Below are 15683 nucleotides of genomic sequence, written 5' to 3'. Positions count from 1 at the left end.
ACCGACCCCTCCCGCGAACCCTGACCAGCGGCGCCCCCGGTCGTGGGGTCCGGGCCGCCGGCAAGCGGCCGCGAACCCCACGACCGGAGCGCGGACGGTTCAGGTGAGGTGGATGGCGCCCGCCGGGCAGAGCGCGACGGCGCGGCGGACCCCGTCGGCCGCCTCCGGCGGCGCCTCGGGCCGCAGCAGCAGCACCAGCCCGTCGGCGTCGTCCTGGTCGAAGACCTCCGGCGCGGCGACCACGCAGTTGCCGGACCCGCAGCAGCTGCCCCGGTCCACCGCCACCCGCACCGCGCCCACCTCACTCACCAGGTCACCGGCAGGCTGTTGAGGCCGAACACGACCGACGTGTCGCGGGTCGACAACTGCTGCGACCCGACCGCGATACGCAGGGCCGGGAAGCGGCGGGCCAACTCCACCAGGGCGATGCGCAGCTCGGCGCGGGCCAGCGGCTGACCGATGCACTGGTGCACCCCGAACCCGAACGCGAGGTGCTGGTGCGCCTGCCGGTACGGGTCGAAGGCCTCCGGGTCGTCGAAGGCCACCGGGTCACGGTTGGCCAGCGACAGCACCGCGATGACGCCGTCGCCCGCCCGGATGACCTGGCCACCGATCTCGGCGTCGACCAGGGCCAGCCGGGACAGCCCCGTACGCACCACGCTGAGGTAGCGCAGCAGCTCCTCGACCAGCTCGGCCGCCCGGTGCGGCGACTCGCGCAGCGCCGCGAAGCGGGCCGGCTCCCGCAGCAGCAGCAGGGTGCTCAGGCCGATCATGTTGGCCGTGGTCTCGTGGCCGGCGACGAGCAGCAGCAGGGCCATGCCGACCAGCTCGTCGACGGTGAGCTGCCCGGTGGCCACCCGGTCGCGCACCAACCGGCTGATCAGATCGTCGCCGCCGGTGTCGCCGTGCCGAGCGACGATCAGCTCGCGCAGGAAGTCACGCAACTCCTGCATGTGGGCTCTGAGCAGCTCCGCCGACGTCGTGCGGTCGAGCAACGTGCGGCTGCGGGTCTGGAAGAAGTCGTGGTCGGCGTAGGGGACGCCGAGCAGGTGGCAGATCACGATGGACGGCACCGGCAGGGCGAACGTCTCGACCAGGTCTGCGGGCGGGCCGGCCGCGGCCAGATCGGCCAGCGCCGCGTCGACCGTCTGCTGGATCAACGGCTCGATCCGCCGCACATTTTTGATCATGAATTCGCCGGTGAGCATCCTGCGCAGCCGGGAATGTTCCTCGCCGTCCATCCGGATGAAGCCGCCCTGCCGGTCCAGCTCCGTCTGCGGGGGCAGCGGGCGCAGCAGCGGGAAGCCGGGACGCTCCAGATCGGCGCTGAACCCGGGGTGGCGCAGCAGCTGGCGCACGTCGGCGTGCCGGGTGACCAGCCAGGCGGGCACGCCGGTCGGCAACCGGACCCGGGTGACGGGCCCGTCGAAGCGGTGCCGCTGCTCGTCGTCGAGCAGCGCGAACGGATCCCGGTCGAGGGTGGACGCCGGCCAGAACGGCAGGTCGGTAGCGGCGGTCGCGGTCACGCGGACACCTCCCGTGACAACTGAGGGTAACGCCATCAATCCGCCACGTTACCCAGCCGTGGTGCGCCGGCACAAGCCCACGCCGTGACGCAACGTCACCCCCGCCGGGCCGCCACCCCCGCCCGCGCCTCGGTCATGCCCCGGCTGGCCAGGGCATCGGCCCGCTCGTTCTCCGGATGTCCGTTGTGTCCCTTCACCCACAGCCAGGTCACCTCGTGCCGGGCGCACGCCGCCTCCAACCGCTGCCACAGGTCGGCGTTCTTGACCGGCTGCCTCGCCGCCGTCAGCCACCCGTTGCGCTTCCACCCGGCCAGCCAGCCGGTGATGCCGTTACGCACATACGTGCTGTCGGTGTGCAGCCGCACCGTGACCGGCCGGGTCAGGCTCTCCAACGCCCGGATCGCGGCCATCAGCTCCATCCGGTTGTTGGTCGTCGGCGTCGCCTCTCCCCCGCACAGGTCCCGCTCGTGGGCGCCGTACCGCAACACCACACCCCAACCACCCGGCCCCGGATTACCGCTGCACGCCCCGTCGGTCCAGATCTCCACGACCCCGCCGGCCACCGCATCAACCATGCCCGCAACCTACCGGCCACCCCCGGCCGGAAACCGGCGGCACCGCCACCCGCACGTACGCGGCGCCACTCGGCCACGTCGACGGCGTACGGCTGATCTCACCGGACCGCTGCGCGCCGCGTCCCACCCGGCCCCGCGCAGGTCTTCGGCCGGGAAACAGCCTGGGGCCTCGGCTACGCCATGACGCGACCCCCTGCAACACCTACGGGTGCGCATCCGCGACACCGTCGCCGCGCGCCTCGGCTGACCCGGGACGGCGCAGCCGACCACGCAACCGCCCTACGGCGTCACCCAGCACCGCGGCCGTCATCGGCAGCAGCGGACTCGACCGCATCACCGCCACCTCCTCCGCCACGCTGGTGTCGCCGTCGAGGAAACGCAACACCCGCGACGCCGGATTACGGTCGAACAACCGGTCGAAGAACTCCGGACCACCGACCCGCCCGGTGTCCAGGGCCCGCAGCGCCACCGCGTCCATCCACAGGTGCCGCCGAGGATACGCACGCGCCGGCACCGGCGCCCGACCGGCGGCCAACGCCCGGGCCACCTGCTCGGCCTGCCGCACCATCGCCGAGAACGTGAACCCGGTCGACGGTCGGGTCGCACCACCCGCCGTGCCCAGGCGCACCACCCGCGGCGAAGGACGACACGGAAACGGCGCATCCGTCATCGGAATCACCCCGTCCTCCACCTCACGCACCACCAGCGCCGCCGGGTCCAGCCCGAGGCGACCCAGATAGCCCCGCAACGCCCGGTCGTACCCGTCGCCGGTCAGCCGGGCCGAGGAGAACTCGGTGTACTCCACCAGCGCATACCGGTCACTGACCGGCAGCACGTACCCGAAGGACACCCCCCGCTCCGGCTGCGGGGTGCGGAAATCCATCAGCACCGCCCGCCGCGGGTCGAACAACGCCGCCTCGGAGGCCACCCACCAGCCCCGGAAATGCTGCAACCAGCACGTCCGCCCCGGCCGCGCCGGCGACCGGGGACGCGAGTCCAGCACCCACGACGCCCGCACCAACGGCACCCCATCGACGCCACGCACCAACACCCGGCTGCCGTCATCGTCGAGGCCCGCCACCGCCACGTCCCACCGCACCACCCCGAGCCGCCGCTCCGCCTGCGCCGCCCGGGCATACACCGGGGCCGAACGCACCATCGCGTACCGCAGGGGGGCCAGGTCGAGCACCCGCCGACGAGCCGGCGTGGTCACCTCGACCTGCCGCCAACTCGCGCTGAGCACCGCATCGAGGTCACCACCCGGGCGGCCCCAGAACGCCCACGTGCGATCCTGACCGCGCTTGCGCACCGGATCGACCACGGCGACCCGCAACCCCCGCACCCCCTGCCGGTCCAGGGCCGCCAGAACCAACGACGCGGCACCCCCGCCACCGACCAGGGCGACGTCGACGTCGACCGGCGCGCCATCGTTCACCCCGACACGCTGTCACACCACCCGCCGCGCCCCGACACCAACCGGGCGCACCGGCGACGACCCACCCCGGATCACACGCCGCGCCGGTGCACGACCTCCAACCGGGCCAGGTCGTCGTCGGTGAGCCGCAACGCCCCCGCCGCGACGTTGGCAACAAGATGATCCGGGTCGCCCGTGCCGGGAATCGCCAACACGTTCGGGGAACGCCGCAACGTCCAGGCCAGCCGCACCTGCACGGCCGACACCCCGTGGGCGGCGGCGACCGCCCGGATCTCCGGGTCCTCCTCACCCTTCACGCCCGCCTCCCGGCCCGTGGTCGCCAGGGAGAAGAACGGCACGTACGCCACCTGCTGCGCGGCGCAGTCCCGCACGAACTGGTCGTGGCCCGGCCGCAACCCCAGGCCGTAGGCGTTCTGCACACACACCACCGGCGCGACGGCCTGCGCCTGCGGCAGATGGTGCGGGCGGACGTTGGAGATGCCCAGGTGCCGGATCAGGCCCGCGTCGCGCAGCTGCGCCAACGCGCCGAAATGCTCCGCGACCGACTCCAGACCGGCCTGACGCAGGTTGACCAGGTCGAGGTGGTCGCGGCCGAGCTGCCGCAGATTCTCCTCCACCTGCCCACGCAACTCGTCGGGCCGCGCCAACGGCAACCACCGCCCCGACGGATCCCGGCCCGGCCCGACCTTCGTCGCGATGACCAGATCCTCCGGGTACGGCGCCAGAGCCGCGTTGATCAGCTCGTTCGCCGAACGCAACGCCGAGAAGTAGAAGGCGGCGGTGTCGATGTGGTTGACGCCCAGCTCCACGGCCCGGCGCAGCACACCGATCGCCCGGTCCCGGTCGCTGGGCCGACCGTCTGCGGTCCTCGTGAGCCGCATCGCGCCGAACCCGACCCGGTTGACGGTGAGGTCGCCCAACCCCCAGGTGCCCGCGGCGTCCGCGGTGATCATCCCCGTATCCATGATCACGATCCTGGCACGGGCGGGCCGCCCGCACCGCCCCGCCGCCCCCGCAACGCGACGGCAACGAAGAATTCTCATTCTCACCGGATCGGGGACCCAACCCTCCTAGGGTGGGACACACCGGTGCCAGACACGGAGTTGGCCACCCGAACGACGTCCCACGCAGCAGCCGGACGAAAAGTGAGGGAAGACGCGCATGAAGACACAGACAATTCTCGGAACGGCAGCGCTCGGCGTGGGCCTCGGCACGCTCCTGCTCCCCACCGCCGCCCTCGCCGACACCACGGTCTCACCAGCCACCACCCCGGTCGGCGGCACCGTCGTACTCACCTCCACCTGCAACCCCAAATCCGGCGACACCCTCTTCCGCGTCACCGGACCCGACCGCGACCAGAACGTCCGCTCCACCACCGCCGCAGCCGGCGGCGGACTCAGCGCAGAACTGTTCACCGCCGGATTCACCCTCGGCACCTACACGGTCACCGCGACCTGCGGCGACGGCACCACCTCAGGCAGCGCCACCTTCACCATCACCCCGATCGGCGCCGCACCCGCCGGCACCGGCCACGACACCGACACCACCGGCCTGCTCGCCGCCGGCGGCACCCTCCTCGGCGCCGCCGCCACCAGCGCCCTCATCCTGACCCGCCGAACCCGCCGCCGCACCGCCGCCGCCTGAACCACACCAGCCCTGCCACGGGGCGCCCGCGCCGGCCCACCGCCGACGCGGGCACCCGCCACCCGCCGAAAGGAAACACCCATGGCCGCCCCCCACCACACCCCCCGGGCCGCCATCACACTGACCACCCTCACCGCCGCCGCCGGCCTCGGACTCCTCGCCACCGCCGCAACGCGCACACCCCCGCCACCCCACCCCGCCACCAACCCCGCCACCAACCGCACCACCAGCCCCGCACCACCCCTGCCCCACGCCACCCCCACACACATCACCATCCCCACCATCGGCGTACACGCCGACATCGTGCCCGTCGCCGCCACCACCGACGGAAAACTCGAGGTCCCCCCGGCAGGCCCACCCGCCGCAGCCGGCTGGTACCGACCCGGCGCCAGCCCCGGCGAAGCCGGCAACGCCGTCATCGTCGGCCACGTCGACTCCCGCGACACCGGCCCCGCCGTCTTCTACGACCTCGGCCGCCTCCAACCCGGCGACCCCATCCACATCCACCGCACCGACGCCCGCACCGCGACCTTCACCGTCGACAGCATCGCCGCCTACCCCAAGACACGCTTCCCCACCGCCCTCGTCTACGGCACCAGCCCCACACCCCGGCTACGCCTCATCACCTGCGGCGGCCGCCTCGACGAACGCCACCACACCTACCCCGACAACATCATCGTCTTCGCCACCGCCGTGCCCTGACCCACGCCCCCACCCGAAGATCCCCTACGGTTGCCGTCAGTCCCCGCGAGGCGGAGGTGACCGGTGGACCAACAACCCCCACAGACCCGATGGCGCACCACACTGCCCAACCTGCTGCGACGGGCACTACGCCGCCCCACCCACACCACACCACCGGCCACCCCACCGACCAACCCCGACGCCGTCGTCGACTGCGCCGTATACGTCAACGGCCAACGCCAACCCGGCCACCCCCACTACGCCGACGCCCACGCCCACGCCCACAGCCGACGCAGCCGACGCGCCTTCGTCTGGCTCGGCCTCCACGACCCCACCCCCACCGTGATGACCACAGTCGGACACACCTTCGGCCTCGACGAATTCCACATCACCCAGGCCCTCACCGGCGGCCACCGCCCCACCCTGCAACGCCACGGCAACGTGACCCTGCTCGTGCTCCGCACCGCCGCATACGTCGAACACACCGAACTGACCGACACCTCCGAAGTCATCGACACCGGCGACGTCATGCTCTTCCTCGGCGACCGATTCGTCGTCACCGTCCGCCACGGCGCCCCCGGCGCACTCACCACCGTCCGTCAGGACATCCAACACCGCCGCACCATCCTCACCGAGGGCCCCTGGGCCGTGGCATACGCCGTCTGCGCCCGCATGGTCGCCCAGTACCTCGACGTCGCCGGCCACGTCGAAACGGACCTCGAACGACTCGAAGAAACCGTCTTCGCCCGCGAACGCACCGCCGACATCCCGCACATCTACCAACTCAAACGGGAAATCGTCGAACTCAAACGCGCCGTGCTGCCCGCGCAGGCACCACTGCGCGCCCTCGCCGGACAACCCACCGACGGCCCACCCCCAGCGCTACGCCGCTGGTTCGCCGACGTCGACAGCGACCTCGCCCGAGCCGTCGACCGCGTCAACACCTACGACGACCTGCTCAACTCGATCCTGCAATCCCGACTGGCGCAGCTGGCCGTCGAGCAGAACAACGACATGCGCAAGATCGCCGCCTGGGCCGCCATCGCCGCCACCCAAACCGCCGTCGCCGGCATATACGGGATGAACTTCACCCACATGCCCGAACTGCACTGGCGCTACGGCTACGGCGGCGCACTCCTGCTCATGGCCACCGCCGCACTGACCCTGCACCGGCTGTTCCGCCGCTCCGGCTGGCTCTGACCCCCACCCCACCTGCCCGGTCCATCCCTCTATGTCCGGTGGGTCGGGTCACCCTGGCCGTGGAATCGGCTCGGGGGTGGGGGCGTTGTATCTGGCATGCGACCGGGGCTGTGCCGTCCGGTCGGATCCCTGAATCGCCCCGCCTGCGCCGCGCCTGGGTCGGGTCGCCAGGGGTCGGGAGCCCCAGGGCCGGTGGAATGCTGGTGGGGTCGGGGTCGTTGCACCTTCCGGATGCCCCGTGCAGGCCCCCTGGGTCGCCGGGTTGTTCTTTCCCTGGATCTCTGTCGCGGTGCCGACGTGTCCCCCTGGTGTGGTGCCGTGTCTTTTCCCCCGAGCAGAGGAGCACGCTGTCATGCGTACCGATCTGATTCGTCGCACCGCCCTGACCGTTGCCGGTGTCGCCGCCACCGCCGGTGGGATCGCCGGCCCCGCGCTGGCCGCGCAGGCCGCCCCCGCCGAGCGGGTCGCGTCGGTGCAGGCCGAGCGTCGTCCGGCCGGCGAGCGTCAGCTGGACGTGCGCTACGAGGCGCAGCCCAACTTCTACTACTGCGGCCCGGCCGCGGCCCGTAACGCGCTGAGCGTGCAGGGCAAGAACATCGACGTGGACACCATGGCCGAGGAGATGGGCACCACCGAGGCCGGCACCAACTCCATCAACGACATCACCCCCGTACTCAACAAGGAAACCGGCAAGGCCGACGCCTACCGCAGCGTCGAAATCCCCACCAACAAGGCCAACGACAAGCAGACCGACACCCTGCGCACCGACGTCGTCCACACCGTCGACAACGGCCGCGCCGTCGTCGCCAACATCGCCGGCACCACCACCGACACCGACGGCGTCAGCCACTCCTTCGAGGGCGGCCACTACATCAGCGTCGTCGGCTACCGCGACAACGGCCACACCGTCAAGATCGCCGACTCCGCCAACCCCGACCAGGCCAGCTACTGGATCACCGTCGACCACCTCGCCGACTGGATCGCCACCCGCGGCTACGCCACCTCCTGACCCGCAACCACCAGAAAGGGCCAGCCCCACCAGGGGCCGGCCCTTTCGCGACACGGCCGGTGGAGGTCACGGGCCCGACCAACCCGATACAGCGCCTTCGCCGTCCGCGACACCGCCTACCTGCTGCGCAGCTGGCACACCTCCACCCGCCCCACCCGCCTCCGCCTTGAACCCGGCCAACGATGGACCCGACTGGACATCCTCCACACCGAACGGGGCGGCCTGCTCGACACCACCGGCACCGTCACCTTCCAAGCCCACTACCGGCAGGCCGGCCGACCCGCCACCCTCACCGAACACAGCCGCTTCACCCGCGAAAACGGCCGCTGGGCCTACCTCGACGCACAACCGCACTGAACCCCACCGCCCGACCCCACGACACCACCCACCGCCCCTCACTGCCCGGCGCCACCACCGTCCGGACGAGGAATGACCACCGTCGCCTCGTCACCCTCGCCCACCCGAGGCACCACCTGCGTACGATCGGGATCCTCGGCCACCGACGGAGCCGCCGCCGCCAACCGCTCCGCCACGTCCCGCCGCCCCGCCCGATACGCCCGCGCATGCGTCGCCACCACCCGCGACTCCCGCTCCGCCCGACTCAACCACGACTCCCACCGACTCTGCATCGGACGCACCAACCCACCACCGACACCGACCACCAGGATCCCGCCCACCGTCGCCAGCACCGCCACCAGCACCGGCGTCGTCACCGCCGTCGCCACGCCCACCTGATTGAGCGCCGCGATGACCCCCAACCCCACAATGAACACCGACGCCACGCCCGCCAACACCCGCCCGTACGACAACCCACCCAACGCACTGCTGATGATGTCCTTCACCGCCCGGGCAATCGCCGCAGCCACCACCACGATCACGATCGCCACGAACGCCCTCGGCAACCAGGCCACCACCGCCGCGATCAGATCCGAGATCGGATTCGGCCCCCACAGGCCGAACACCAGATGCAACGTCACCAGCAACACCCCGTAGTACGCCAGCTTCGCCACGACATCACTCGCGTCGTACCGCGACCGCGCCAACGCCGTCTTGATCCCCCCGCGCTCCACCGCCCGGTCGAACCCGACCCGCACCAACACCCGGTCCACAACCCTCACCACGGCCTTGGCGACCAGCCAACCCGCCACCAGGATCGCCACGAAACCCACAGCCCTGGGCAGGAAAAGCAGCACCGCACGCAGGGCCTCGCCCACCGCATCGCCGAAGTCGTCTCTCATCGCTCAGATCCTTCACACCAGGGGACAGCGAACAATCCATCCGCTCCACCCTGACCCACGCGCGCGGAAACGGCACCCCACCCCCGCCGTCAACGACGACGACAGGTATACCGAACCTCCGCGCCCGCCTGCGTCACCGACGGCTCCACAATGTTGATCGTCGCCGTCTCCCGAGCCGTGCCCACACCCGTGAAAGACCACTTCAACGGCAGGCCCACCGACCGCTGCCCCCGACCGACCCGCTCGCTGACCAGCGCACCCGGCGGCGAACCGGAACGCAACCACTGGTAACGAATCGTGCCAGCATTGCCATTGGTACGCACCGTCGCCACCACCTCCACGGTCACGTCGCACCGGTTCCCCGGCGGATCGGCCACCGCAACCGTGACCCCCTCGATCTCCAACGGGCTCAGCCGCTGCCAGACGAACAACCCGACGACCACCAGCAACGCCACCGTCAGCAGGGTGGACAACACGGAAACCACCCGACGCCACACCGACCGGGACCGCCCCGCCGACCCCGACCCCGACTGCGGCCAGGCAGGGGCCGCCGGCGGCACCACCGGCACCCCCGGACCGAACCGCGTCTCGCCCGCCGGCGCGACGGTGGTCGCGGCGAGCGACCCACCCGCCACGGACCCGGCCACCGTGGCCGCCCCGGCCACCGTCACCTCCCCACCGGCACCGGACACCTGCGTACGCCCCAAACCGACCGTCCCACCCAGGTCGACGGTACGACCCAGGTCGACGGTGGGCTCCACCCAACCCGGCCCACCCACACCGGGCAACGCCTCCGTCGCCGCGCTGTCGGCCGGCACCGCCGCCGTCGGCTCGTTCGGACTGCTCAACGCCGACCCTCCGTCAACCTCATGGCCCCCACCAGATCAACCCGGCGTGCAGAACGGCTGCAGGCTCACGTACACCGGCCCGACCGGACCGGCGGAGTTGCCAGCCGCGTCGACCGCCGTGACCGACACCGGGATACGAACGGTCGTCTCCGGCATCGCGAACGGACCCAGCGTGCCCTCGAAGACGTTCCCCTTCGACGTCATGGCCACCGTGCCCGAGAGCCGACCGAGGGTGTAGCGGAACGACACCCGCAGCTCCCCCGCCGCCGACCGGTCGTCGGTCACCGTCACCGTCACCGTCGTCGACCTCGTCCCATACTTGCAGTCCTCCGGCTCCAACACGGACGCCCCGATGCTCGGCGACCCCACCGAGGGCGCGGTGACATCCGACGGCGGGGACGACGTGCTCGCACTCGCACTCGGGCTGGGGGACGCGGTCCGGGTAGGCCGGCTCGTCGGCGACGGCGGACGCGTCGTGGCCGGCACGCCCGTGGTCGGGGCCGCCGCCGTCGGGCTCACGGACGTCGGCGCGGGCGTCGGCGTGCCGCCCGACGGACTCGCCGTGACCTCCGGCGCGACCGACGCGGAGCCAGCACCGGAAACCGGCGTCGACCCCCCGGCCAAATCCTTGGCATCCACCGCCGCGGCGACGTCGGGCTCGGCACCGGAGGCGTAGCGATACCCGGCACCGCCAACCAGCACGGCCGCCACCAGCGCCCCACCGACCAGGGCCGTCCGGGCCCGCCCCGTGCGCATGCGCCGGCCGGTGCGGATCTCCCGACCCGGACCGAAGCCGGCGTCCGACCCGAGCACCGTGCTGGCCACGCTCGTGCTGCCGCCCGAGGAATCCGGGAACGGGAAGAACACGGCCAACAGGGCGGCCCGCCGGGCCAACTCCCGCACCCCCCGCTCCTCCCAGTCCGGCCCGTAAGCCCCGCCCGCGATCTGTTCCAGGATGCCGAGGAAGACCTGCGCCGGCTGGGGCCTCTCGTCTGGCCGTTTGGCCATCCCCCGGAGCAGCAGCTCGTGCACCGGCGGCGGGGCCGGCTCGGTGGGGACCGGCGCGCTGGCATGCTGGTCGCGCAGGGCGAGCAGGCTCCGCCCGTCGTACGGGGGACGACCGGTCAGACACTCGAAGAAGGTTGCCGTCGCGGCATAGATGTCGCAGGCCGGGGCGGCCGCCGCGCCGGTCCACTGCTCCGGCGCCATGTAGCGGGGCGTGCCGGTGACGGTGGTGGCGGACTCCTCGCCGATCGGCATGGCGATGCCGAAGTCGGCGAGCTTGCTCTCCCCCCGGGCGGTGACCAGCACGTTTTCCGGCTTGTAGTCGCGGTGCACCACGCCTCGGTCGTGCGCGGCCGCCAGGCCGGCCAACGAGCCCTTGAGGACGCAGAGCGCCGCCTCCGGCCCGGTCGGCCCGTTGGCGCGCAGCATCTGCCGCAGCGAGACGCCGTTGACCAGCTCCATGACGATCGCCGCGTCGGTGGGCGACTCGACGTACTCGTAGAGGCGGGAAACGTGCGGGTCGTCGATGTCGGCCAGCAGGCGGGCCTCGGCGCGGAAGGACTCACGGAACGAGGGGTCACCGCCCAGGCCGCCGACGAGGTACTTCACGGCGACCGGGGTGCCGGTCGCGTCGTGGGTGGCCAGCACCACCCGACCCGACGCGCCCGAGCCCAGCTCACGGACCTCGGTGTAGCCGGACACCAGCCAGCTGTTGGCGCTCATTCGATGGTCTCCACCGCTCCCCCGGGCCGCCGGCCCGCGCATACCCGAATCCGACGCCGCTCATTGTGACCGGCGTTGTCCAGTCGACCATCGGCGCAACGGCTGCATCCCGTGCCCCGGGTGCTTCTTCGTCGGTGGCTTGCGGCGTGGGATTCGCCGCACACCACACAAGGCGTCCTAGGAGGCTAGGGGGAGTGGAGTCGGCGCATCGACCCGATCTCCACCCCTGGCGCGCGGCCCCGGTTGGCAATATCCTCCACATCACGTCTTGCTCCTGGAGCTCCTTTTCATTCGCGCGCCGTCGTCGGCCACAGAGGAGATGCCATGCACTTCGACCATCCCGAGCTCGACCGCCGTACCCTGCTGCGAGCCGGGCTCGGCGCGGCCACGGTCGCCGTCGTCGGCACGCAGCTCGCGTCCCCCGCCTCCGCGCGGACGGCGTCCGGATCGGACCTCGACTGGATCATCGACTGCGACGAGTGGGGCGCCCGGCCGCCGGCCGATCCCCTCTCGGTCAGCGAGATCGCCACCAACAAGATCATCGTGCATCACATGGCGTTCCCGAACGTCACCGACTACTCCCGCGAGCAGGCCGTGAAGCTGGCCCAGGACTGCCAGAACCTGCACATGGACGGCAACGGCTGGTCGGACACCGGCCAGCACTTCACCGTCAGCCGCGGCGGCCACGTGCTGGAGGGCCGGCACGGCAGCCTGGACCGGCTGGCCGCCGGTGACCGGCAGATGGTCTCGGCGCACTGCCCGGGCGAGAACGGGCGAGCCATCGGCATCGAGAACGAGGGCACGTACGTCGACGAGACCCCGCCGGAGGCGCTGCTGGACTCGCTGGTCAGGCTCTGCGCCACGGTCGGCCGGCAGTACGGCCTGCACGCCCACGACATCTTCGGCCACTGGGACTTCCGCACCACCGCGTGCCCGGGGGCGGCGTTCTACCGGCAGTTCCCCGAGCTGCGCAGGCGGGTCTTCCGCGAGCTGGGCACCGGCCTCGGCGACGTGCCGGCCCGGCGCTGGCCGGACCTGTGGCGGTTCGTCAGCTCCCCCTCGGTGCGGGTGGTGCAGTACCTGCTCACCCACCGGGGCTACGCGGTGCCGGTGAACAGCACGTTCGACGACGCCACCGTCGCCGCCGTCCAGGACTGGCAGGCCCGCAACGGCATCCCGGTCGACGTGGACGCCACCCTCACCACGCCCACCTGGGAGACCCTCGCCCCCGAGCTGGACCGGGACGCCACCGGCGCGCCGGTCAGCGCGGTGCAGTTCATCCTCAACTGGAAGGGCTACGCCGACGTGGCGGTGACCGGCGGGTTCGACCACCCCACCCGCCGGGCCGTGCAGGACGTGCAGCGGCTGCACGGCCTTCCGCCCAACGGCAAGGTCGGCACGAGCACGTGGTGCGCGATCGTCGGTGGCGTGGTCCGCCAGTCGTTTCGGCGGCGGTGACCAGCCGCGCCGGTGGGACGTGGCCGTCGCCGTAGCACCGCCCGATCCGAGAGGTTTCGACTGCCGCCCCGGCCTTTCCGACGTGCCGAGGAGTTCGACCTGTTCGAAACCGGACAGTCCTCGGAATTCATTCGAAGGTCATCGATATTTTGCCGTCAGGCGCCCGGGCAGTCGGAAGCGCGGCGACACGTCGATCTCCTCGGAGGACAGGCATGGGCACCCCAGCGGTCCACGAAGGCGGAGCCACCAGGGGCGGCACCGGCCGGCGCGCGGCGGCCGACCGCACCACGGGGACCGTCCACTTCAGCAACCAGGTCTACAACGGCACCCTGCCCGCCGGGCAGGCAATCTGGGTCGGCTTCACCGGCGCCGGTGCACCGCCGGCGCCGGGCCCGCTGGCGTGCAGCGCGACCTGACGGGCGTACGGCGGGTCAGCTGCCCGCCCGGTAGGCGCGGGTCTCGGCGGCCTTCACCGCCACCCACACCTCCTGACCGGGACGCAGCCGCAGCGCGGCGGCGGCGGCCGGGGTGACGTCGGCGGATACCGGGAGCGTCCCGCCGAGCTCGACCCGCAGGTGATCCCCGTGCCGCTGCACCCCCGCCACCGTGGCGGGCCAGGTGTTACGGGGGCTGCCGTCAGGCCGGGCGCGATGCAGGGCGACGGCGGCGGGCGGGAACGCGACGAACGCCTCGCCGACGACGCTGTCGACGGCGGTCAGGGTCAGCGCCCCGACCCGTACGCGGTGGCCGTCGGCGCGGCCCCGGTGCAGGTTCAGCCCGACCAGGCGGGCGACGTAGTCGGTGCGGGGCCGGGCGGTGACGGTGGCCGCGTCCCCCTCCTGGGCCACCCGGCCGCCCTCCACGATGACCAGCCGGTCGGCGAGCACCAGCGCGTCGAGCGGGTCGTGGGTGACCAGCACGGTCGCACCGGGGTGCGCGCCGAGGTGGCGGTGCAGCTCGGCGCGGGTGTCCAGGCGGGTGCGGGCGTCGAGGGCGGCGAGCGGCTCGTCGAGCAGCAGCAGGGTCGGCTCCACGGCGAGGGCCCGGGCCAGCGCCACCCGCTGGGCCTGCCCGCCGGAGAGCTGCCGGGGTCGGCGGCGGGCGTACCCGGCGAGGCCGACCCGGTCCAGCCAGGCATCGGCGCGGGCGCGGGCGGCGCGCCGGTCCGCGCCGCGCCGACGGGGACCGAACGCGACGTTGTCGCGGGCGCTCAGGTGCGGGAAGAGCAGGTAGTCCTGGAAGACGACGCCGACCGGGCGACGCTCCGGCGGCACCCACACCCGCCCGGCGGGGCGGTCGAGCTCGGCCCCGTCGAGGGTGAGGTGCCCGGCCGCCAGCGGGTGCAGGCCCGCGAGGGCGCGCAGCGCGGTGGTCTTGCCCGCGCCGTTGGGGCCGAGCAGCGCGACCACCTCCCCCGCCCGCACCCGCAGCGCCACGTCAAGGTGGAACGCGCCCCGGTCGGCGACGAGGCGGGCGTCGAGCAGCGGCGTCGACGCCTCCCGGCGAGGAGGGGCGGTCACGGGCCGGTCACCCAACGGTCGCGCAGACCGGCGAGGATCGTCACGGAGACGGTGAGCAGCACCAGGCTGAGCACGATCGCGGCCTCCAGGTCGGTCTCCAGGGCCAGGTAGACGGCCAGCGGCATGGTCTGGGTGCGGCCCGGGAAGTTGCCGGCGAAGGTGATGGTCGCGCCGAACTCGCCGAGGGCCCGGGCCCAGCACAGCACCGCACCGGCCGCCACACCGGGGGCGACCAGCGGCAGCGTGACGTGGGTGAACGTCGTCCACCGGCCCGCGCCCAGGGTGGCGGCGGCCTCCTCATAGCGGGTGTCGGCCGCGCGTAGGGCGCCCTCGACGGCGATGACCAGGAACGGCATGGCCACGAACGCCTCGGCGAGGACCACCCCGGCGGTGGTGAACGGCAGGGTGATGCCGAAGGTGGCGTCGAGCCAGCCGCCGAGCAGGCCACGGCGGCCGAAGACCAGCAGCAGGGCCACGCCGCCGACCACCGGCGGCAGCACCAACGGCACGGTGACCAGCGCCCGCACCAGCCGCCGGCCGGGAAAGCGCACCCGCGCCAACACCCAGGCCAGGGGTACGCCGAGGGCGAGGCAGAGCAGCGTCGCGAGAGTGGCGGTCAGCAGGGACAGCCGCAGCGCGGTGAGCACCCCCGGCGCGGCGAGCCGCTGCGGCAGGGTGGCCCACGGAGCACGGGCGAGCAGCCCGGTCAGCGGCAGCACGAGGAAGATCAACCCGAGGCCGGCGGGAACGAACAGGGCGATGGGCACCCGTCGGCCGGGAACGCGGCGGCGCGGGGTCGGGGCGGGCGGGCGTACCACCGG

General features: G+C 72.7%; 16 protein-coding genes and 1 pseudogene. 7 read left to right on the top strand and 10 right to left on the bottom strand.

Translation table 11 applies throughout. The features are described 5' to 3' along the window. Positions 1–99 precede the first annotated feature (99 nt). The 5 genes from ACFT41_RS25730 to ACFT41_RS25710 form a co-directional block, all read right to left on the bottom strand. Positions 100–309, bottom strand: a complete 210-nt coding sequence (locus tag ACFT41_RS25730) for a ferredoxin (protein ID WP_377589222.1) — start codon at positions 307–309, stop codon at positions 100–102. After that, on the bottom strand, positions 306–1526 hold the full coding sequence (locus tag ACFT41_RS25725) for a cytochrome P450 (RefSeq protein WP_377589223.1): 1221 nt from the start codon (positions 1524–1526) through the stop codon (positions 306–308). Before ACFT41_RS25725 ends, ACFT41_RS25730 begins: the two co-directional genes overlap by 4 nt. A 95-nt stretch (positions 1527–1621) precedes the next feature. Further along, positions 1622–2101: a ribonuclease HI gene (gene rnhA / locus ACFT41_RS25720; RefSeq protein ID WP_377589224.1), complete on the bottom strand. Its 480-nt coding sequence runs from the start codon at positions 2099–2101 to the stop codon at positions 1622–1624. A 202-nt stretch (positions 2102–2303) separates the two neighbouring features. Then, a complete protein-coding gene (locus tag ACFT41_RS25715; protein ID WP_377589225.1) occupies positions 2304–3536 on the bottom strand; it encodes a lycopene cyclase family protein in 1233 nt (410 codons plus the stop codon). Positions 3537–3607: 71 nt separating this feature from the next. Continuing rightward, positions 3608–4489 (bottom strand): aldo/keto reductase, encoded by an 882-nt coding sequence (locus tag ACFT41_RS25710; RefSeq protein WP_377589226.1) that lies wholly within the window; start codon positions 4487–4489, stop codon positions 3608–3610. 208 nt (positions 4490–4697) lie between these two features. On the opposite strand from ACFT41_RS25710, the gene ACFT41_RS25705 reads away from it, so the two are divergent. The 5 genes and pseudogenes from ACFT41_RS25705 to ACFT41_RS25685 all read left to right on the top strand — a co-directional run. Next, positions 4698–5180: a hypothetical protein gene (locus tag ACFT41_RS25705; RefSeq protein ID WP_377589227.1), complete on the top strand. Its 483-nt coding sequence runs from the start codon at positions 4698–4700 to the stop codon at positions 5178–5180. A gap of 81 nt (positions 5181–5261) precedes the next feature. After that, positions 5262–5882 (top strand): class F sortase, encoded by a 621-nt coding sequence (locus tag ACFT41_RS25700; protein WP_377589228.1) that lies wholly within the window; start codon positions 5262–5264, stop codon positions 5880–5882. Between the two features lie 63 nt (positions 5883–5945). After that, positions 5946–7061 (top strand): magnesium and cobalt transport protein CorA, encoded by a 1116-nt coding sequence (locus ACFT41_RS25695; RefSeq protein WP_377589229.1) that lies wholly within the window; start codon positions 5946–5948, stop codon positions 7059–7061. 352 nt (positions 7062–7413) lie between these two features. Next, on the top strand, positions 7414–8070 hold the full coding sequence (locus tag ACFT41_RS25690; protein ID WP_377589230.1) for a C39 family peptidase: 657 nt from the start codon (positions 7414–7416) through the stop codon (positions 8068–8070). A 93-nt stretch (positions 8071–8163) separates the two neighbouring features. Then, positions 8164–8427, top strand: a pseudogene (locus ACFT41_RS25685) (YchJ family protein); the annotation flags it as partial. Positions 8428–8465: 38 nt separating this feature from the next. Here the strand turns inward: ACFT41_RS25685 and ACFT41_RS25680 are convergent. The 3 genes from ACFT41_RS25680 to ACFT41_RS25670 all read right to left on the bottom strand — a co-directional run bounded on the left by ACFT41_RS25680 (position 8466) and on the right by ACFT41_RS25670 (position 11884). After that, positions 8466–9308 carry a hypothetical protein gene (locus ACFT41_RS25680; protein ID WP_377589231.1) on the bottom strand — a complete coding sequence of 281 codons (843 nt, stop codon included), beginning with the start codon at positions 9306–9308 and terminating at the stop codon, positions 8466–8468. 89 nt (positions 9309–9397) lie between these two features. Continuing rightward, positions 9398–10156, bottom strand: coding sequence for a hypothetical protein (locus ACFT41_RS25675; protein ID WP_377589232.1), 759 nt, complete (start codon positions 10154–10156; stop codon positions 9398–9400). 36 nt (positions 10157–10192) lie between these two features. Continuing rightward, on the bottom strand, positions 10193–11884 hold the full coding sequence (locus ACFT41_RS25670) for a protein kinase (protein ID WP_377589233.1): 1692 nt from the start codon (positions 11882–11884) through the stop codon (positions 10193–10195). A gap of 324 nt (positions 11885–12208) precedes the next feature. Here ACFT41_RS25670 and ACFT41_RS25665 point away from each other — a divergent pair, with 324 nt between their 5' ends. Together ACFT41_RS25665 and ACFT41_RS25660 are read left to right on the top strand one after the other, a co-directional pair. Further along, positions 12209–13342, top strand: a complete 1134-nt coding sequence (locus ACFT41_RS25665) for a peptidoglycan-binding protein (protein ID WP_377589234.1) — start codon at positions 12209–12211, stop codon at positions 13340–13342. 212 nt (positions 13343–13554) lie between these two features. Continuing rightward, the gene (locus ACFT41_RS25660; RefSeq protein ID WP_377589235.1) at positions 13555–13758 is read left to right on the top strand and encodes a hypothetical protein; all 204 of its coding nucleotides are present in this window, start codon (positions 13555–13557) and stop codon (positions 13756–13758) included. Between the two features lie 15 nt (positions 13759–13773). Here the strand turns inward: ACFT41_RS25660 and ACFT41_RS25655 are convergent, their stop codons facing one another. Together ACFT41_RS25655 and ACFT41_RS25650 are read right to left on the bottom strand one after the other, a co-directional pair. Beyond that, positions 13774–14862 (bottom strand): ABC transporter ATP-binding protein, encoded by a 1089-nt coding sequence (locus ACFT41_RS25655; RefSeq protein WP_377589236.1) that lies wholly within the window; start codon positions 14860–14862, stop codon positions 13774–13776. Further along, a complete protein-coding gene (locus ACFT41_RS25650; RefSeq protein WP_377589237.1) occupies positions 14859–15680 on the bottom strand; it encodes an ABC transporter permease in 822 nt (273 codons plus the stop codon). The genes ACFT41_RS25655 and ACFT41_RS25650 overlap by 4 nt, the downstream gene beginning before the upstream one ends. Between the last annotated feature and the right edge of the window lie 3 nt (positions 15681–15683).

This window comes from Micromonospora sp. NPDC057141 (genome assembly GCF_042670805.1).
Classification (GTDB): Bacteria; Actinomycetota; Actinomycetes; order Mycobacteriales; family Micromonosporaceae; genus Micromonospora.
This window is presented reverse-complemented; position numbering and strand designations above follow the sequence as displayed.